The sequence below is a fragment of the Mesorhizobium sp. CNPSo 4671 genome (assembly GCF_057784245.1).
Window position 1 is genome coordinate 293,681 of sequence record NZ_JBWLUW010000001.1, and the last position, 17,419, is coordinate 311,099.

A 17,419-nucleotide genomic window follows, 5' to 3' on the forward strand; every position below is an offset into this window, starting at 1 on the left:
GTTCCTTCACTAGGGATTTTTGTCGACCGGGGCGCTGTTCCTGTCCACCGACAGAAGTTTCTGCATCGAGGCCAGCGTCTCCTTGATGATTTTCGGCCGTGCCCGGTAGGACAGTGCGAACAGCGCCGTCAGCGCGACGACATAGGGCACGGTGAGCACCAGATAGGACGGGAAACCGAAGGTCTGCAGGCGCAGCGAGAAGGCATCGGCGAAGCCGAACAAAAGGCACCCGGCCAGCACCTTCAGCGGATCGCCATTGGAGAAGATCAGGATGGCCACCGCCATGAAACCGCGGCCCGAGGACATGTTCTCGGTGAACATGGTGATGTAGCCGAGCGACAGATGCGCGCCGGCCAACCCCGCCAGCAATCCGCACAATAGCGAGGCGATGTAGCGGACGCGGGTGATCGAAATGCCGAGTGCTTCCGCGGCTTCGGGCTTTTCGCCGACGACGCGGATATAGAGGCCGAGCCGGGTGCGGTTGTAGAACAGCACCAGCAGCGGCACGGCGATGAAGGCGACATAGACGATCGGCGTGAAGCCCGAGATCAGCGGCGCCCACGAGCCGAGCAGCGCCTGGGCGCCGGGTACCTGCACCTTGGGCAGGCCGACAATGCCGTGACCGACGATCGATCCGCGCGTGCCGAAAATCGCTTTCATCAATGAGATCGTCATGCCGCCGGCAAGGATGTTGAGCGCCAGCCCGACGACAACCTCGTTGGCCCGGAACGTCACCACCAGCACGGCAAAGGCAAGCGCGAAGGCAAGGGCCGCGGCGACGCCGCAGGCGACCCCCGCGAATGGCGAACCTGTCCAGATCGAGCCGATGACGGCGAAGAAGGCGCCGGCCAGCATCTGTCCTTCGAGGCCGATGTTGAAGATGCCGGCCTTGGTGGTGAACGACCCGCCGAGCGCCACCAGCAGGATCGGCGCGGTGGTGCGAAGCGTCGCGGCGATCAGCGCGACGTTGATGAGCTTGTCTAGAATTTCCATCGCCGCTCCCCCGCCTGGCTGTCGCCGCGGCGTTTGATCAGGACCTGCGCCGAGACGCTAAGGATGATCAGCGCCTGGATGACGGTGATGATTTCGCGCGAGGCGCTGGTGTCGACCTCGAGCAGCAGCGACCCGCTGCGAAGCGCGCCGAAGAACAGCGCCGTGACGATGGTGGCAACCGGCGAGCCATTGGCGAGCAGGGCGGCGATCAGCCCGTCGAAGCCGAAGCCGGGAGCAAAGCCCTCCATGAAGCGGTGATGCACGCCGAGCGTCTCGACGCCGCCGGCGAGGCCGCCGACGGCACCTGAAAGCAGCAGCACGACAAAGCCCTGCCGCTTCACGTTGACGCCGCCATATTCGGCGAATTTCGGCGCCGAGCCGACCATGGTCACGCCATAGCCCCAGCTGGTGTAGCGGAAGATCAGCGCGACGCCGACCGCCAGCGCCAGGCCGATGAACAGCCCCCAGTTCAGCCGCGAGAAGGAAAAAATCTCGGGCAGATAGGCCGTCGCCAGGATCGGCGGCGTCTCCGACCAGCCGCCGGGCCGTTTGAACAGGAAGATGGTGAAGTAGGAGGTCAGCAGCACCGCGATGTAGTTCGACAGGATCGTCGAGACGACCTCGTTGGTGTTGTAGCGGGCGCGGAAAAAGGCGGGGATGGCAACCCAGGCAGCACCCGCGACGACCGCGAGTGCCAGCGCCGCCAGCATATGGATGCTAGCGGGCAGGGAAAAGGTGAAGCCGACCCAGGCCGCGGCGAAACCGCCGAGGAACAGCTGGCCCTCGATGCCGACATTGAACATGCCGCCGCGCAGGCCGATGCAGGCGGCGACGCCGCAGATCAGGATCGGCGTCGTCTGCAGCAGCGTGCCGGCAATCTTTTCCTGGTCGCCAAAGGCGCCGCGCAGCAGCGTCATCAAGACATGGATCGGACTTTCGCCGACCAGGAGGATGATGATCGCCCCCAAGAGCAAGGCTACGCCGACGGCGATGATCTGGCCGGAAAAGGCGCGCAAACGGTCGCTCATCATGCGGGCTCCAGCTGCGGCGAAACACCCGCCATCATCATGCCGATCCTGTCTTCGTCGGCATCGTCGCCGGCGACTTCGCCCATGATCCGCCCGTTGAACATCACCAGGATGCGGTCGGCGAGCGCCGCCAGTTCGTCGAGCTGCACGGAAATCAAGAGGATGGCCCGGCCGGCCGCGCGCTGGCGCATGATCTCGTCATGGATGGCCTCCTGGGCGCCGATATCAACGCCGCGCGTCGGCTGGTCGATCAGCAGGAAGTCGGCGCCATTGGTGAATTCGCGCGCCAGCACGACCTTCTGGATATTGCCGCCGGACAGCCGCTTGACGGCATCGCCCGCTCCTTGCGCACGAATGTCGAAGCTCTTGATCAGCGCTCCGGCATTTCCGCCGATCGCCTTCCAGTCGAGCATACCGTTGCGGCTCCACGGCGCGCGGTGCTGGCGGCCCATCAGCGTGTTTGCCGCGATCGACGCATTGCGATCGACCCCGCGCACCATGCGATCGCCAGGGACATGGGCAAGGCCGGCTTCGCGGATCGCGGCGGGGGAGAGGGTGGTGAGGTCCTGGCCTTTCAGCCAGGCTTCGCCATGGCTTGCCGGCCGCAGGCCCGAAAGCACTTCCGCCAGTTCCGTCTGCCCATTGCCGGCGACGCCCGCAATTCCCACCACTTCGCCGGAGCGGACAGTGAAACTGACGTTGCGAAGAGCCGGCAGACGGCGATCATCACGCGCCCACAGATCCTTGACCTGAAGAACCACGTCACCCTGCAGCGCCACGCGTGGCCGCCGGTCGAAACTGACCTCGCGGCCGACCATCATGCGCACCAGCTCGTCCCTGCTGAGTTCCGATGTCGGACGGGTCGCAACCTTCCTGCCGTTGCGCAGCACCGTCACGGTGTCGGACACCTCCATCACCTCTTCCAGATGATGCGAGATGAAGATCACCGTCATGCCCTCGGCGACGAAGCTGCGCAGCGTCTGGAACAGTTCGCGGCTTTCCTGCGGCGTCAGGACGGCGGTCGGCTCGTCGAGGATGATGGTGCGGGCGCCGCGCACCAGGACTTTCAGGATTTCGATGCGCTGCTCGATGCCGACGGACAGCAGCCCGACGCGCTCGGTCGCATCGACATGCAGCCCGAAACGCTTCGACAGTTCGTGCGTGCGCGCGATCTGCGCGGCGTGGTCGATCAGCCCATGACGCCGGATTTCCATGCCGAGAAAGACATTGTCGGCGACCGAGAGCGAAGGCACCAGTTTGAAATGCTGGTGCACCATGCCGAGCCCTGCCTTGATGGCGGCGGCCGGGTCGGCGACCACCGTCGCCTCGCCATTCAGTCGGATCGAGCCTTCGTCCGGCTGCAGCAGGCCGAAAAGGATGTTCATCAGCGTCGTCTTGCCGGCGCCGTTCTCGCCGATGATCGCGTGGATTTCGCCCCGGCGCACGGCAAGATCGATGCAGTCATTGGCAATGAAGGCGCCAAAACGCTTGGTGATGCCTGTCAACTCGACGGCCATCGCTACTGTGCTGTGAAGGGTCGGGGACCCCGGCGCGTTCGACACGATGCTCTCGCAGATTGGCAGACTGGACACTGATCCGCCGCGGCAAGCCGCGGCGGATCAGTGTAGCGCGTTCTTGGGAGGGATGCGCTGTTGCTGGCTTACTTCGCCTTGGCGATCACGATCTTGCCGTCGAGGATGCCCTTCTTGATCTCGTCCAGCTTGGTGGTCACGTCGGCCGGGATCTTCGGCGCGATGTCGTCGCAGACTTTGAACTCGACGCCGCCCGACGCCAGGTCGAAGGTGCGGGTGCCGGCGGTGACCTTGTTGCCCCCGACCTCGTCCTTGATCAGCGTGTAGACGGCGATGTCGCCGCGCTTCAGCATACTGCCGAGCACATTTCCAGGCGCCGTGCCGCACATGTCGATATCGACGCCGATTGAATATTTGTCGGCGGCGGCACTGGCCTGCATCACGCCTTCGCCGGTTGGGCCGGCGACGTTGTAGACGATGTCGGAGCCTTGGCCGTACAGCGCCTGGGCAAGCTCGCTGCCCTTGGCCGGGTCATCGAAGGTCCCGGCGAACACCGAGTTCACCTTCACATCGGGCGCGGCATATTTGGCGCCTTGCTCGTAGCCGCCGAGGAAGTTGCGGATCACCGGGATGTCGCGGCCGCCGACGAAGCCGATTGCCTTGCCGTCGCCGATCTTGGGAAATTCGCTGCCCTTGGCCTCGATCATGCTGGCCAGCGCGCCGGCGACGAAGGAGCCCTGTTCCTCGGCGAAATTGGCATAGATCATCTTGGGATTGTCGAGCACGCCATCGATGAAGACGAAGCGCTGGTCGGGGTATTCCTTGCTGACCTTCTGCAGCGAATCCACCAGCTCCCAGCCCATGACGAATATGAGGTCGTACTGCTTGCCCTTGGCAAGGTTTTCGAACTGCTCCTCATAGTCCAGCGCGCGATTGCCGGTGTCGACCAGCTTGAGGTCGATGCCGAAATCGGCCTTGGCCTTGTTGAGGCCGTTGACGATCGAAACGCCAAAGCCCTGTGCGAAATATCCAGAGATGGCTGCCACCGAAACCTTGGTCTGTGCGGCGGCCGATCCCAACGAAACGGCCAGCATCGTGCCAGCCATAAACAAACTCTTGAGCGCCCTTTTCATGTTATTCCCCTTCAGCCTTTTTCAGCTTTTGAAGCCACGCCTTGACCATTCCCACATGTCGCCGAGACGGCGGCGAGTTCGTTGATGGTCATATGAGTTTAGGAGCGGCTAAACAGGCTGTCAATCGTCATCCGATTCGGTTTTCTCGGGCTCGTCATTGGCGTCCTCCACCTCCGTGCTTGACAAATATCGCGATGCATAATTGTTGATGCTCTAACGAATTTTCGTGAGTGACGGACGAAGGATACGCGCAATGCCAGCTGTGGTGGTCAGGAAATTTCTGGTCCAGGTCGAAGAGATCTTCCATGAGGGCGGGCCGCCCGCAGCGCGTCCGCCCAAGCGCGGCGCGATCGTCGCCGTCATCGCCAACCCTTTTGCCGGACGCTACGTCGAAGAGATCACCGGCTTCATGGAGGATCTTAAACCGCTTGGCCTCGAAATGGCGCGGCGCCTGATAGACGCCATGGGCGATGGCGTCGCCGCCGTCGAAGGCTATGGCAAGGGCGCCATCGTTGGTGCCGCCGGCGAACTTGAACACGGCGCGCTGTGGCACAATCCGGGCGGCTACGCGATGCGCGAACTTCTTGGCGACGCCAAGGCGATCGTGCCCTCGACCAAGAAGGTCGGCGGCCCCGGAACGCGCATCGACATTCCGATCACCCACATCAACGCCTCCTATGTGCGCAGCCATTTCGACGCGATCGAGATCGGCGTTGGCGATGCGCCGCGCAGCGACGAGATGGCGGTCATCCTGGCGATGACGACAGGTGCGCGCGTTCACGCAAGGGTTGGCGGCCTGGCTGCTGCCGACATCAAGGGCGAGGACGGATTGCGATGAGCCTGGAAATCCGCCGCATCATCACTATTGTCGAGGAAACCCGGATCGAAGGCGGCCGCCCCGTCGATCCGCCGACGCGGCGTGCCGCGGCGATCGCGGTGATCCGCAACCCCTATGCCGGCACGTTTGTCGAGGACCTGTCGGCGCTGAGCGATATCGGCGAAGTGTTGGGCGATATCTTGCCCAGGCGTGCGGTGGCAGCCCTTGGCATTGCCGGCAGTGAGGTCGAGAGCTTCGGCAAGGCTGCTGCCGTCGGCGCCGACGGCGAGCTCGAACATGCCGCCGCCATCCTCCACCCGACGCTCGGCGCCCCGTTCCGCGACGTGCTGGGCAAGGGCGCCGCGCTCATACCCTCATCCAAGAAGCGCGGCGGCCTCGGCGTGCCGCTCGACATTCCGCTCGGCCACAAGGACGCGGCGAAGGTGCGCAGCCATTTCGACGGCATGGAGGTCCGCGTCCCCGACGCGCCGCGTGCCGACGAGATCGTCGTCGCCATCGCCGTCACCGATTCCGGCCGGCCGCACCCGCGCGTCGGCGGGCTGACCAAGGACAAGATCGTCGGGGTTGACGGTGTGAGCTGACCGTCAAGCCGCCCGAACTTCCGGCACTCGCATCGCCGGCGGGGTGTTGCGGCTCCGGCCCGTGCGCACCTCGCCGTCGATGACGACCATGCCGATGCCCGGCAGATTGCCGAGCGCCACGCTGTCGAGCAATCCGTCGCCGGCACCGCCCATCGCCTGGTCGATGAAGATCAGATCGGCTGCACGGCCGACCTCGATGATGCCCCGGTCGGTCAGTCCGCGCACGCGCGCCGTGTTGCCGCTGGCAAGGCAGAACGCCACTTCCGGCGCGATGCCGCCCAGCGAAGCAAGCATGGTCAGCGTCCTCAGGATGCCGAGCGGCTGCACGCCGGATCCGGCCGGGCTGTCGGTGCCGAGGACGACGCGCGAAAGCTCGCCGCGCTGCCTGGCGAGGTCGAGCACGAACAGTCCGGTGCGCAGATTGCCGTTGTGGACGATTTCAAGCGCGCGCGAGCCGTTTTCGCAGATCTGCCGGATTTCGGCTTCGGGAAGAGCCGTCGGTCCGCCATTGACGTGGGCAACGATATCGGCGTCGACCTCAAGCACGACATCGGCACCGATGCGGCCGGAGCCGGGCAGGGACGGACCGCCCGTATGAGTCATCGAGGTCATGCCGTATTTGCGCGCCCAGGCGATCATCTGCCGGCCGGTCGGACCATCCTTGACGCCGCCAAGCCCGACCTCGCCGATGAGTGTCACGCCGGCTTCGGCGAGATAGCGGAAATCATCCTCGACCAGGCCGTGCTCCAGGATGGGCGCGCCGGCCAGGATCTTCATGCCGTTGGGACGGAAGGTGGAGAAGGTCCGCTGCGCCGCGATCGCCAGCGCCTTCAGCCCGACCAGGTCGCGCGGGCGGCCCGGCGTGTGGACCTCGCCCGCCGAGATGATGGTGGTAACGCCGCCATGCACGGTGGAATCCATCCAGCCGATCTGGTTCTGCCGCGGCGTCCAGTCGCCGGCCACCGGATGAGCATGGTTGTCGATAAGCCCTGGCGCGACCGCGCAGCCCATCGCATCGATGATCGTTGCCGTGTTGCCACCGTCGACATCGCCGGCCTTGCCTATGGCTGATATGCGCCCGTCGGCCACGACGATGGTGTCGGCATCGAGGATCGGCTGGCCGAGGTCACCGCTCAGCAGGAGGCCGATGTTGCGGACGATGAGCGTGTTGGCAGACGACTTGGGGTCGGACGGCATCGGATCTCATTTCTGCTGGTATGGAAAGGTCCAGGCGCGGCCTATTTGCCGCCGTCGCCATTCGATGGATCGTCGTCATTGATGCGCTTGAGCAGGCGAAGCAGCGTCGCCTGCTCGGCGGGTGACAGCGGTGACAGGAAGCGGCGTCCGACCTCGACGCTGCGTGCGAGCCGGTCGAGCGTGTATTCGGTCCCTTTCTCGGTCAGCGCGATCATCGACAGGCGCTGGTCGGTGTCGGAAGCGCTGCGCGTGATCAGGTCGTGTTTCAGCAGCTTGCGCATGACGATGCTGATGGTCGACGGGTCCATCGCCGTCAGCCGGCCGAGATGGTTCTGCGAGACTTCGCCATGTTTGAGGATCGTGGCAAGGGCTGCGAATTGGGTCGGCGACAGGTCTTCGCCGGCCATGACCTGCTGGAAACGCAGCGTCGCGCGCTGATGCGCCTTGCGGATGACGTGCGCCGGGTGCTGGTCCAAGGCGTAGCCGGTCTCGGCGTATCGCTCCAGCACCTGCTCGCGGCTCAGTGGTTCCGCGTTGCCGCTCGGCCTCTTCGGTGTCGCGCTTTTCTCGGATTTCTTTTCGGCCGTCAAACCGGACTCCTGTTGCCTGTCTCGGATGCCGCTGGCTCTAGGTCAAGCCGCGACTTCAGTCGGTTGCAGCGACGTCCCGTCGCGAAGCGCCGCGACGACATCAGCCGAATCGCTGACCACGCCGAAATGCGTCGCTATGTCGTAGAGCGAGCTTTCCTGCTCGCGGGGTCCCGTCGCCGCGCAGCAATCGCTCGGCACCACCACTTCATAGCCCTGGAAAAATGCGTCGTGGACGGTTGATCGCACGCAGATGTTGGTGACCACGCCGAAGATGACCAATTGGTCGATCTGCATGTCCTTGAGCGTCAAATCGAGGTCGGTCTGAAAGAAGGCCGAATAGCGCCGCTTGATGACGTGGATCTCATCATCGCGGGCGCCAAGATCTTCGATGATCTCGGGGCCCCAACTGCCTTCCAGGCAATGCGGCGTGCGCTTGACCCATTCGCGCTCGCGGCGCATGCCCGGCCGGTGCGCATCGTGAACCCAGATCACCGGCACGCCGCTTGCCCGCGCTGCCTCGATGACGGCCAGCTGCGGGCCGACCAGCGTCTCATATCCCGGCAGGACCATGGCCCCGCCGGGTTTGCAGAACTCGTTGACCATATCGATGACGATAATGGCTGCGCGTTGCGGATCAAGGCGCATCGCGTCATCGTGCCGATGTGAGGAAAAAACGTCCACGGCCATGGCGGACTCCTTTGGTCGATCGTTGATGCTCATACAAAAAACCCTGGCGGGTGCCAAGTCAATCCCGTTCGACGCAAAGCAGTAGTCACCGGCCTTGCGCATCCCGCTCTGACAAGCGTATGCGCTATTTGTCCAGCCGGATATGGCCTTGACAAGGGGTGGCAATCATGGACTCAATTTGTATGACCATCAATGATATCCAAGCCTCTGTGCTTGCGAGCCGAGGGCCGTGATATGAGGGCGATCGTCACCGGTGCCAGTGGCCTGCTTGGCCGCCACGTTGCCGAGGCCCTGCTTGCCGCCGGCCATGACGTGCTGGGCATCGATACTGTGGCGCCGGTCGGGGGCGCATGGTGTCACGTCACCGCCGACCTGACGGATCTGGGATCGACCCTGCAGCTGGTGCGCGACTGCGACGCCGTCGTGCATGTCGCGGCGATTCCGCGGCCGACCGGGCGGGCCGGCGGCGAGGTGTTCAAGACCAATGTCGCGACCGCCTACCATGTCGTCGAGGCCGCCGCCCTGGCTGGCATCAGTCGCTTCGTCTATGCCTCGTCCTTCAGCGTCTTCGGTTATCCCTTCTTCGAGAAGGCTGTCACTCCGCCCTATCTGCCGGTCGACATGAACCACCCGGTCGGCGCGCAGGATCCGTACGGCCTGTCGAAATGGCTGGGTGAGGAAATCGTCGATGCCGCGGTGCGCCGCGGCGCTTTTTCGGCGGTCAGCATCCGCATGCCATGGATCCAGACCCCGCAAACCTTCTTCGCCGGCGTCGGTCCGCGCCGCGCCACCGCTGACAGTGCCCGCGACCTGTGGGCCTATCTCGATGCGCGCGATGCCGGGCAGGGTTTTCTACGGGCGCTCGAATGGCAAGGCGACGGCCATCTGCGCGTCCTGCTCAGCGCCGCCGACACCTTCATGGAGGAAGAGACGGAAACGCTGGTGCGTCGGGTCTATCCAGGCGTTGCCCTGTCGCGGCCGATCGCCGGTTTCGGCTCCGTGCTCGATACGGTCCATGCGCGCGAAGCGATAGGCTTCGCGCCGGAGCATTCATGGCGTTCCTATCCAAAGCCGGAGACCAAGGGATGAAGCGGTTCGACCAGAAGAAGGTCCTTGTCACCGGCGGTGCTGGCGCCATCGGCAGTGCCGCGGTCCGCCGCTTCCTCGAAGAAGGCGGGCGGGTTGCCATCGTCGATCGCAACGGGGCGGCGGCCCACGAGCTGGCTCGCTCTCTCGGCGACAGCACCATCGCCATCGAAGCCGACGTCACCGACGAGAAGAATGTGCGCAGCGCCGTCGCAACCACAGTCGAGACATTCGGCGGGCTGGATGTGGTGTTCAACAATGCCGGCATTTCCGGCGTCGTCGCTCCCGTGCACGATTTGCCGGTCGAGGACTGGGACACCGTCATCCGCATCAATTTGCGCGGCATCTTCCTCGTCCTGCAGGCATCGCTCCAGGCGATGATCCAGGCCGGAACCGGAGGCTCGATCGTCAATATGGGATCGTCGATGGCCGGCTGGGACGTGCTTGCGGGCGGTGCCGGCTATGTCGCCTCCAAACACGGCGTCGTCGGGCTGACGCGGGTCGCGGCGCTCGATTCCGCGCCCTACGGCATCCGCGTCAATGCCATCTGTCCCGGCGTGATCGAGACGACGCTCGGCGTCCCGGCTTCCGGCGACGGCGATTTCAAGAGCAGCGTCCAGCATTTCGCCGACCGGATTCCGCTGCGCCGCATCGGCCAGCCCGACGATGTCGCGGCCGCCGTGGCCTTCCTTGCCTCGGACGAGGCAAGGCATGTCACCGGCGTCGACTGGCTGATCGACGGCGGCCAGACCTTGCAGAGCTGGGCCAACGCGCCGGCCGGCAACGCGTTTCCGAAGTATCGCTAGGAAACGGCCACGGCTCGCGTAGGCGGATTCACCGTCAGAGCCTTTTGGGCGGCATCGCCTGGATGATCCGGACCGCAAGGTCGAGGTCGGCGAGCCCGCCCGAGAGAGGCGTGCGCGGTTCTGCCCCGGCCAGGATGCAGTCGGCGAAATGCTGCCATTCGCGGCGGAACGAGGTGTCGGGGACACCCGGTATGACGCGCTCGGACGCGGTTTCGCCTGTTGCCTCGCGTACGCGAACCGTTGCCGAGGCATTGCGGAAATAGGGGTTCTGGAATTCGATCCGCACCTCGTCGCGCTCGCCATGCACATGGATCCACTCGTCCCACCATTCATACTGGGCCAGCGCCATGTCGAACAGGCAAGGGACGCCGCCATAGTCGAGCACGGCCAGCAACTGGTTGGGACCGGTCTGTTGCGCATGGACGACGCGGTCCGGCGTGCCGAAGGCGCCGCGCATGACGGCAAGGTCATGGCTGCTGAGACCGAGCAGCAAGAGGTAGAGGTCGCGATAGCCGGCATGATCGGCGCCGAGCGCCGCCTCGACGCGCCGGGCGACCGCATCGCGTCCCGCCGCGAGCATATCGGCCGGAACGTCGGCAATTCGGGTCTGCGTGTACAGCTTGCCATAGCGGTCGAAGCGGCCGGCGAAATCATGGACATGGATCGACTTCGGCCGGCCGATCGCGGCAATGCGCTCCAGCCCGGTCTCGTAGCCGGGATCATAGAATTTCATGTAGCCGACAAGCGCGACGAGGCCGCTCCGCTCGGCCTGCTCGACCAGGGGGCGCGCCTCCTGCGGCGTGAAGGCGAGCGGCTTCTCGACGATCAGGTGCTTGCCGGCGCGGATCGCGTCGGCGACCATCTCGCCATGGTCGTAGGTGCAGATCACCACCGCATCGACATTGGGATCGGTGAGCAAAGCGCGATGGTCCGTATAGCGGGCGGCGACCCCGTAGTGCTCTCCGACCTTGTCGACCGTGCCGGGCGAGATGTCGCACAGGGCGGCGATGCGAAACGCCGGCAGTTCCATGAGATACGGCAAATGCATCAGCTGGGCGATCTCGCCGCAACCGATGACGCCAACGCCGATAGTGCGGTCCTGCATGTCAACCCTTCACGGCGCCGGCGGTCAGGCCGGCGATGAACTGCCGTTGCATGGCGAGGAAGACGACGATCACCGGCAGTGTCGTGATCGTCAACGCGGCGAAATAGAGGGTCCAGAGCGAATCGTACTGCTGGAAGAAGCTGACCAGGCCAAGCGGAATGGTCTGCACGGAGGGGGCGCGCAGCAGCAGGAAGGCGAGGAAGAAATCGTTCCAGATCTCGATGAAGCCGAAGATCACGATCAGCGCGACGCCCGGCCGCACCAGCGGCAGCATGATGTGGATCAGGATTTCGAGCCGGCTCGCCCCGTCGACGCGCGCGGCGTCCTCGAGGTCGGCGGGCAGCGTCACGAAGAAGCTGCGCAGGATGAAGACCGACAGCGGCAGCGACGTCGCCGCGTAGACCAAGGCGACGCCGAGCCGGTTGTTGATCAGGCCGAGGTCGCGCGCCACCATGAACAGCGGAATGGCCATCACCTGCGGCGGCACCAGCATGGCTGCCACGGCCACCGCCAACACGATGCCGCGCCCGGGAAACCGCAGCCGCGCCAGCGCATAGGCGCAGGGCGTTGCCACGACGACCAGGATGATCAAGGCCGAGCCGGTGACCAGCACGCTGCTGACGATGCGCGAGCCCATGCCGGCGATGCGCCAGGCATCGGCATAGTTCTGCAGCACCAGGCTCGATGGCGGACCCCAGATGTTGCTCAGCATTTCCTCCTTGGTCTTGAGCGAGCCGAACAGCACCCAAAGCAGGGGATAGAGTGTCTCGATAAGCACCAAAGCGAGCGCCGCGTAGATGCCCGCGACCTCCAGCAGGCCGCGCGTGCCGAGGCGGCGCCAACGGCGGGCGGCACCATCATCGAGGGCGGGCAAAGGGTTGGCTGCGGCGCTCATCAGACATCCAGCCTTTGCCGCCGCATCAGCGCGAGCAGGCCGACGCTGGCCAGCCCGACGATCAGGAACAGCACATAGCCGATCGCCGCGGCATAGCTCATGGCGCCGTCCTGGAAGGCCTTGCTCATCATGTAGGTGAGAACGACTTCGGTGGCGTGGTTCGGGCCGCCCTTGGTCAGCACGTAGACGATGTCGAAGTTGCGCACGAAGGCGCCGGACAGGCCCAGAATGGTGTTGATGAAGACGATCGGCATCATCATCGGCACGGTGACGTGCCGGAAGCGCTGCAGCGGGCCGGCGCCGTCCATTTTGGCCGATTCATAGAGTTCCGACGGGATCGTCTGCAGTCCGGCGAGATAGATGACGGCGTGGAATCCGAGCCATTTCCAGACGTCGACGACGATGATCGAGTAGAGCGCGATGTCGGCATCGCCAAGCCATGACTGTTTCAGACCGCCAAGGCCGAACAGGTCGAGCGCTCCGTTGAGCAGGCCGAAGACCGGATTGTATATCCACGACCAGAGCAGCCCGACGGCGACGAAGGACATCGTCACCGGAATGAAGGCGGCGGCGCGAAGGAAGGCGCGGCCGACCAGCGCCCGGTTGAGCAGCAGCGCCAGCCCGAGGCCGAGCACATTCTTCAGGATGACGACGGCAACGACGAAGATCAGATTGTTACGCAGCGCGCCGAGGAAGATGCGGTCGTGCAAGAGGCGCTGGTAGTTGGACAAGCCTGCCCAGGTCGGGTCGGAAAACCCGTCCCAATTGTGCAGGCTGAGCCAGAAACCGTTGACGAAGGGCCAGAGATAGAAAAGGCAGAAAAGGATCGCGGCGGGCAGGATCATCAAGAAGGCGACTGCGCCGTCCCCGGCAAGAAAGCGCCAAGGGTCGGAACGGCCCGAAGCAGCAGCCTCTTGTGACCGCGCGGTCATGCGGCCTCGGCGCCTTGCGGCGTCAGCACCAGGCCGAGCGTGTCCCTGACATAGGCGATGCTTTCCAGCGTGCTCTGCTCCGCCGTCTTCTTCGATGCATCGAGCTCGATGATGGCGAGACCGTCATAATTTGCCGCCAGCAGCACGTCGACGATGCCGGCAAGATCGACGACGCCGGCGCCGAGTTCGCAGAACGCGCCATAGCGGTCATAGCCCTTGAGTGCCGGATCCACCCTGGTGTCCTTGAAATGCATGTAGCGCACCGCCGAGATGTAGGTTCGGACCGCGTCGACCGGATCGGAGTTGGTGTGGGCAAGATGCGCCGGGTCGATGCAGAGGCCGGCGAGATCGGTATCGAGCTCATCCATCATGCGGTCGAGTTGGTCGCGGCGCTCGATGAAGGTATCGAGATGCGGGTGATAGACGGTCTCGATGCCGAGGTCCTTTGTCCGCCTGCCGATATCCTCCAAGGCCCGGCAGAAGGCGCGGTAGTCGTCGGCCGTGTGGGCGCCGGCAATGGCTTCCGAAGGACCGCCGCCGAGAACCAGAACCGGCGAACCAAAACCCTTCAGCATCCTGGTCAGCGCCACCAGCACATCGCGTTCGTAAGGCCAGGCGACAGGGTTGGTGAAGATCGCATTGACGTAGAAGGATGAGAGCTTGATGCCATATTCGCTCTGGCCTTCCGAGAGCAGTGCGTAACGCCTCAGGATGTCGGTGTCGGTGGTGACCCCCATCGGTTCCTGGTTGCCAAGCTGCATGTATTTGCGGGCATACTGGTCCGACAGGCTGGTGAAGGCGAGGATCTCGAACCAGCCGAAACCCTGTTCGGCGAGGAACTTGATGGCTGGCCTGAGCGGAAGGCCGGTCAGGTCCCAGCTGTTCAGATGATAACCGATCGAGAAGCGCTGCCGTTCGGCACGGGTTTGCGTCATGGATTCTCTCCGATTGATGAGGCTGCCCCGAAGCGGGCGGCCTCTATTTTCATGCTTGGCGCATCACTCGGCTCGATGCGCGCTCGCTCAGTTCGCGCTTATTTCGGCGGCCAGTTGCCCTGCGCCTTGAGGTCGTCGAAGGTCGTCTGGATCGAGGCGGCGGCATCCTCGGGCGTCGTCGTGCCGCCGACGATGCCCGCAATGGCCGAGGCCGTGGCGGTCGCGACCTCCGACGGCCAGATCCAGTCGAGGAACTTGATCGTGCTCGGGAAGGCTTGCTTGCGCAACTCGACGGCGTAGGCGTCCTCGACCTGCGGCACGCCCTTGATCGAGGCGGCGATCGGCTGCTCGGGTGCAAGGTAGAGCGTCGCCACCTCCGGCCGTGTCAGATATTCGATGAACTTGACCGCGGCATCGAGCTTCTCGGGCGGGATCGACGAGGCGACGCAGATGCCGTTGTCGGCGCCGCCGCCATGGCCCGGCGCGCCCGGTGTTCCGTCCATTTTCGGAAAGGCGAAGACGCCCCATTTGAACGTCTTGACGCTGGTCTGCAGCGACGGGATTTCCCAGGTCCCGCCATAGTACATGGCACTCTTGCCGGCGGCGAAGGCTGCCCGCATGCCATCCTGGTCGACGGAAAGCGAATCCTTGGACAGGATCCCGTCGTCGACCCATTGCTTGATCAGCTTGAAGCCTTCGACATCGGGCGCGTCGGTGAATTTCGCCGTGCCTTCGAGGTTCTTCTGGGTCTTGCCGATGGCATCGCCCGAGGCCTGCGAGAAGGTTTCGAAGTACCACATCGGCCACATCACGGTGTTCGAGCCCTGATGCAGCAACGGGATCACTCCTGCCGTCTTGAATTTAGGCACGGCTGCCTTGAGGTCGTCATAGGTCGGCGGAACGGGGATGCCGAGCTTCTGGAAGAGGTCGACATTGTAGAAGATCGTCGATGTCGAGAGCGTCGAGATCGGCACGCCATAGACCTGGCCGCTGATGGTGAAGGCGCCGAGTGCGGCGGCGTCGATCCGGTCCTGGAACGGCTTGATCTTGTCGGTGATCGGCATCACCAGCTTGCGCCGGACATAGGCGCCATTGGTATAGAAGGCCGGGCAGGCGATCAGGTCCATTTCCTGATTTGCCAGCTTGGCGGTCATCAGGCGCTGGATCGAATCGGTCTGCGGCCCCTGGGCATCCCACTCGACAGCGGTGACGTCGGGATTGGCCTTGAGGAAGCCGTCGATGACCTGCTGCTGGATTTTCTTCTGCTCGTCCGGCGCTTGGCGCGGCGCGAGTTCGTCAAGCGCCGAGCCGCCGAAAACCTTGAGCGTGATCCCGTCGGCATGGCCGACGCCAGGCATTGTGATCAGGCTGAGGCTTAGCAGTGCGGCGGCAAGTATCGAGCTGGCGGGGCTTTGTTTTGAACGATGGGTCACTCTCTGCTGAACAGGCATCTGGCTCTCCTTTTCGCCAATGCCGAGGGGCAACCTCGGGACCAAAGATCGTTGATGGTCATATGATCTTGGTCGCCTGTTATGATTTTTGTCAATCGGCAAGTGTGCCTATAATTTGATCCGTCTCGTGGGTGGTCTGCGGGCGTGAAAATGGCTCCTCGCGTCCGGACGTGAGGCGGCCTCGGGAGCAAAACCGCTGGCCGCCCCACCCCGTCGAGAGGCGATGAGGCCGAAGCGTCGAGTTCCCGCAATGGGTGCCTATTTCGATGAAGCCGTTGCGGCCTCACGCGCCGTCAGGCTCGGCGGGCTCTTCGTGTCAGAGGCCGAACCGGTCTTTCAGCCGCCCCGAAAGGATCGCTGCCTTCACCCCGAGCGGCCAGAAGCGGTGAAACCGGATTGGCTTGAGCGGCGATATCGGCATGGGGAACGGCGACGTCTCGTCGCCTCGCAGGCGTTGCGCCAAAGCGGCGCCCATCGCCGAGGCCATGGCGACGCCACGGCCGTTATAGCCAAGGCAGATCAGCACGCCGTCTTCCGGCTCGTGAATGTGCAGAAGATGGTCCTTGGTGATCGCGACCCGGCCGTTCCAGCCATGTGTCCAGCGTATTCCCTCGAGTGCTGGCCACAGTCGCAGCGCATAGTCGGTGAGGTAGCGGATGGCGGAAGCATCTCCGATCGGTTTCATCGGTCCCCGGCCGCCCATAAGCAGACGGTTCTGGGCGTCGATGCGGTAGTACACGGTGATGTTGCCGGCCTCGTAGAGAACAGGCCTTTCAGGGAGGATGGCAGCTGCGGCCGCCGGCGACAGCGGTTCGGTAGTCGCGATCGCGCTGAACACCGGAACCAGCGACTGCTCCAAGCCCGGCCACAGGGTTCCGGTATAGCCGTTGGTCGCGACAAGCACTTTCTCGGCGCTGACGGAGCCATTCGCGGTTTTGAGGATCCAACGTCCGGCCTCCCTCTTCAGCGAAAGCACTTCGCTGCCGCCGAATATCCGTGCACCCGCGTTTTGCGCGGCGGCTGCCAGGCCGATTGTATATTTCAAGGGGTGGAGGTCGCCGCCGCGGGCGTCGAACATTCCGGATATGTATCTGTTCGTCCCGGTTCGCGCCGCCATCGCTTGCGCGTCCAACATGCCGACCGGCATGCAGCGCCGTTCGCATTGCGCCGCGGTGGTCCGCACTGCGGCTTCCGGCTTCGGCCGGATCGCCGCGCGTATGGTGCCGTTCTGCCGGGCATCGCAGGCGATCGACAGGCGCTTGATGAGGCCGAAGGTGAAATCCGGCGCGCCATAGGAGAAATCGATCATCCGCGGCCCGAGGTCAGGGCCGAACATAACTTCGATCGTGTCCGGATCGTATTTGAGGCCGGGATTGACCTGGCCGCCATTCCTGCCCGACGCGCCCCAGCCAGGTTGCTGGGCCTCGAGCACGGCAACGTCGTCGCCGGCTTCCGCCAGATGCAGGGCGGTCGAAAGGCCGGTGAAGCCGCCGCCGACAATAGCCACCCTTGCCCGCTGCGCGCCGGCAAGGGCAGGGTAGTTGGCGGTGGCGCCGGCCGTTTCGCGGTAGAGGCTCCGGGTCGGGCTGCTTTCGAGCAAATTGGACATCGTCAAAGTGGCCGGTAGGGA

The 17,419-nt window shown here is 64.3% G+C and carries 17 protein-coding genes; 4 read left to right on the forward strand and 13 right to left on the reverse strand.

Going from position 1 to position 17,419, the window contains the following annotated elements:
• Window positions 1-9: 9 nt before the first annotated feature.
• The 4 genes from AC04SF_RS01255 to AC04SF_RS01270 form a co-directional block, all read right to left on the reverse strand.
• Window positions 10-993, reverse strand: a complete 984-nt coding sequence (locus AC04SF_RS01255) for an ABC transporter permease (RefSeq protein WP_488476161.1) — start codon at window positions 991-993, stop codon at window positions 10-12.
• Window positions 981-2,021 carry an ABC transporter permease gene (locus AC04SF_RS01260; RefSeq protein ID WP_488476162.1) on the reverse strand — a complete coding sequence of 347 codons (1,041 nt, stop codon included), beginning with the start codon at window positions 2,019-2,021 and terminating at the stop codon, window positions 981-983. The genes AC04SF_RS01255 and AC04SF_RS01260 overlap by 13 nt, the downstream gene beginning before the upstream one ends.
• Complete coding sequence (locus tag AC04SF_RS01265; protein ID WP_488476163.1) at window positions 2,021-3,538, reverse strand: ABC transporter ATP-binding protein; 1,518 nt, start codon at window positions 3,536-3,538, stop codon at window positions 2,021-2,023. The genes AC04SF_RS01260 and AC04SF_RS01265 overlap by 1 nt, the downstream gene beginning before the upstream one ends.
• A gap of 143 nt (window positions 3,539-3,681) precedes the next feature.
• Complete coding sequence (locus AC04SF_RS01270; RefSeq protein WP_488476164.1) at window positions 3,682-4,659, reverse strand: BMP family lipoprotein; 978 nt, start codon at window positions 4,657-4,659, stop codon at window positions 3,682-3,684.
• A 280-nt stretch (window positions 4,660-4,939) separates the two neighbouring features.
• On the opposite strand from AC04SF_RS01270, the gene AC04SF_RS01275 reads away from it, so the two are divergent.
• On the forward strand, window positions 4,940-5,524 hold the full coding sequence (locus AC04SF_RS01275; RefSeq protein ID WP_027033912.1) for an amino acid synthesis family protein: 585 nt from the start codon (window positions 4,940-4,942) through the stop codon (window positions 5,522-5,524).
• Window positions 5,521-6,105: an amino acid synthesis family protein gene (locus AC04SF_RS01280; RefSeq protein ID WP_488476165.1), complete on the forward strand. Its 585-nt coding sequence runs from the start codon at window positions 5,521-5,523 to the stop codon at window positions 6,103-6,105. The genes AC04SF_RS01275 and AC04SF_RS01280 overlap by 4 nt, the downstream gene beginning before the upstream one ends.
• 3 nt (window positions 6,106-6,108) lie before the next feature.
• On the opposite strand, the gene AC04SF_RS01285 is transcribed toward AC04SF_RS01280, so the two are convergent.
• Genes AC04SF_RS01285 through AC04SF_RS01295 form a run of 3 tightly spaced genes read right to left on the reverse strand, consistent with a single transcriptional unit; the run spans window position 6,109 to window position 8,579 of the window.
• Complete coding sequence (locus AC04SF_RS01285; protein WP_488476166.1) at window positions 6,109-7,302, reverse strand: amidohydrolase family protein; 1,194 nt, start codon at window positions 7,300-7,302, stop codon at window positions 6,109-6,111.
• 41 nt (window positions 7,303-7,343) lie between these two features.
• On the reverse strand, window positions 7,344-7,892 hold the full coding sequence (locus tag AC04SF_RS01290; protein WP_488476167.1) for a MarR family winged helix-turn-helix transcriptional regulator: 549 nt from the start codon (window positions 7,890-7,892) through the stop codon (window positions 7,344-7,346).
• A gap of 42 nt (window positions 7,893-7,934) precedes the next feature.
• On the reverse strand, window positions 7,935-8,579 hold the full coding sequence (locus AC04SF_RS01295) for a cysteine hydrolase family protein (RefSeq protein WP_488476659.1): 645 nt from the start codon (window positions 8,577-8,579) through the stop codon (window positions 7,935-7,937).
• Between the two features lie 234 nt (window positions 8,580-8,813).
• Between AC04SF_RS01295 and AC04SF_RS01300 the strand changes: the two genes are divergently transcribed.
• Together AC04SF_RS01300 and AC04SF_RS01305 are read left to right on the forward strand one after the other, a co-directional pair.
• Window positions 8,814-9,668: an NAD-dependent epimerase/dehydratase family protein gene (locus AC04SF_RS01300; RefSeq protein ID WP_488476168.1), complete on the forward strand. Its 855-nt coding sequence runs from the start codon at window positions 8,814-8,816 to the stop codon at window positions 9,666-9,668.
• Window positions 9,665-10,471, forward strand: coding sequence for an SDR family NAD(P)-dependent oxidoreductase (locus tag AC04SF_RS01305; RefSeq protein WP_488476169.1), 807 nt, complete (start codon window positions 9,665-9,667; stop codon window positions 10,469-10,471). Before AC04SF_RS01300 ends, AC04SF_RS01305 begins: the two co-directional genes overlap by 4 nt.
• A gap of 34 nt (window positions 10,472-10,505) precedes the next feature.
• On the opposite strand, the gene AC04SF_RS01310 is transcribed toward AC04SF_RS01305, so the two are convergent.
• The 6 genes from AC04SF_RS01310 to AC04SF_RS01335 all read right to left on the reverse strand — a co-directional run bounded on the left by AC04SF_RS01310 (window position 10,506) and on the right by AC04SF_RS01335 (window position 17,389).
• The gene (locus AC04SF_RS01310) at window positions 10,506-11,576 is read right to left on the reverse strand and encodes a Gfo/Idh/MocA family oxidoreductase (protein ID WP_488476170.1); all 1,071 of its coding nucleotides are present in this window, start codon (window positions 11,574-11,576) and stop codon (window positions 10,506-10,508) included.
• Between the two features lies 1 nt (window position 11,577).
• Complete coding sequence (locus AC04SF_RS01315; protein WP_488476171.1) at window positions 11,578-12,471, reverse strand: carbohydrate ABC transporter permease; 894 nt, start codon at window positions 12,469-12,471, stop codon at window positions 11,578-11,580.
• Window positions 12,471-13,403 (reverse strand): carbohydrate ABC transporter permease, encoded by a 933-nt coding sequence (locus AC04SF_RS01320; RefSeq protein WP_488476172.1) that lies wholly within the window; start codon window positions 13,401-13,403, stop codon window positions 12,471-12,473. The genes AC04SF_RS01315 and AC04SF_RS01320 overlap by 1 nt, the downstream gene beginning before the upstream one ends.
• Window positions 13,400-14,338 (reverse strand): sugar phosphate isomerase/epimerase family protein, encoded by a 939-nt coding sequence (locus AC04SF_RS01325; protein WP_488476173.1) that lies wholly within the window; start codon window positions 14,336-14,338, stop codon window positions 13,400-13,402. Before AC04SF_RS01325 ends, AC04SF_RS01320 begins: the two co-directional genes overlap by 4 nt.
• Before the next feature lie 98 nt (window positions 14,339-14,436).
• Window positions 14,437-15,789 (reverse strand): ABC transporter substrate-binding protein, encoded by a 1,353-nt coding sequence (locus AC04SF_RS01330; RefSeq protein WP_488476174.1) that lies wholly within the window; start codon window positions 15,787-15,789, stop codon window positions 14,437-14,439.
• 316 nt (window positions 15,790-16,105) lie between these two features.
• Window positions 16,106-17,389: an NAD(P)/FAD-dependent oxidoreductase gene (locus AC04SF_RS01335; RefSeq protein WP_488476660.1), complete on the reverse strand. Its 1,284-nt coding sequence runs from the start codon at window positions 17,387-17,389 to the stop codon at window positions 16,106-16,108.
• Between the last annotated feature and the right edge of the window lie 30 nt (window positions 17,390-17,419).

What these genes read in the sequence shown, in the direction of transcription:
- AC04SF_RS01310 (WP_488476170.1), bottom strand. Translation starts at nt 11,576, where the DNA reads ATGCAGGACCGCACTATCGGCGTTGGCGTCATCGGTTGCGGCGAGATC.
- AC04SF_RS01275 (WP_027033912.1), top strand. Translation starts at nt 4,940, where the DNA reads ATGCCAGCTGTGGTGGTCAGGAAATTTCTGGTCCAGGTCGAAGAGATC.
- AC04SF_RS01305 (WP_488476169.1), top strand. Translation starts at nt 9,665, where the DNA reads ATGAAGCGGTTCGACCAGAAGAAGGTCCTTGTCACCGGCGGTGCTGGC.
- AC04SF_RS01300 (WP_488476168.1), top strand. Translation starts at nt 8,814, where the DNA reads ATGAGGGCGATCGTCACCGGTGCCAGTGGCCTGCTTGGCCGCCACGTT.
- AC04SF_RS01260 (WP_488476162.1), bottom strand. Translation starts at nt 2,021, where the DNA reads ATGAGCGACCGTTTGCGCGCCTTTTCCGGCCAGATCATCGCCGTCGGC.
- AC04SF_RS01325 (WP_488476173.1), bottom strand. Translation starts at nt 14,338, where the DNA reads ATGACGCAAACCCGTGCCGAACGGCAGCGCTTCTCGATCGGTTATCAT.
- AC04SF_RS01280 (WP_488476165.1), top strand. Translation starts at nt 5,521, where the DNA reads ATGAGCCTGGAAATCCGCCGCATCATCACTATTGTCGAGGAAACCCGG.
- AC04SF_RS01330 (WP_488476174.1), bottom strand. Translation starts at nt 15,789, where the DNA reads ATGCCTGTTCAGCAGAGAGTGACCCATCGTTCAAAACAAAGCCCCGCC.
- AC04SF_RS01320 (WP_488476172.1), bottom strand. Translation starts at nt 13,403, where the DNA reads ATGACCGCGCGGTCACAAGAGGCTGCTGCTTCGGGCCGTTCCGACCCT.
- AC04SF_RS01265 (WP_488476163.1), bottom strand. Translation starts at nt 3,538, where the DNA reads ATGGCCGTCGAGTTGACAGGCATCACCAAGCGTTTTGGCGCCTTCATT.
- AC04SF_RS01315 (WP_488476171.1), bottom strand. Translation starts at nt 12,471, where the DNA reads ATGAGCGCCGCAGCCAACCCTTTGCCCGCCCTCGATGATGGTGCCGCC.
- AC04SF_RS01295 (WP_488476659.1), bottom strand. Translation starts at nt 8,579, where the DNA reads ATGGCCGTGGACGTTTTTTCCTCACATCGGCACGATGACGCGATGCGC.
- AC04SF_RS01285 (WP_488476166.1), bottom strand. Translation starts at nt 7,302, where the DNA reads ATGCCGTCCGACCCCAAGTCGTCTGCCAACACGCTCATCGTCCGCAAC.
- AC04SF_RS01270 (WP_488476164.1), bottom strand. Translation starts at nt 4,659, where the DNA reads ATGGCTGGCACGATGCTGGCCGTTTCGTTGGGATCGGCCGCCGCACAG.
- AC04SF_RS01255 (WP_488476161.1), bottom strand. Translation starts at nt 993, where the DNA reads ATGGAAATTCTAGACAAGCTCATCAACGTCGCGCTGATCGCCGCGACG.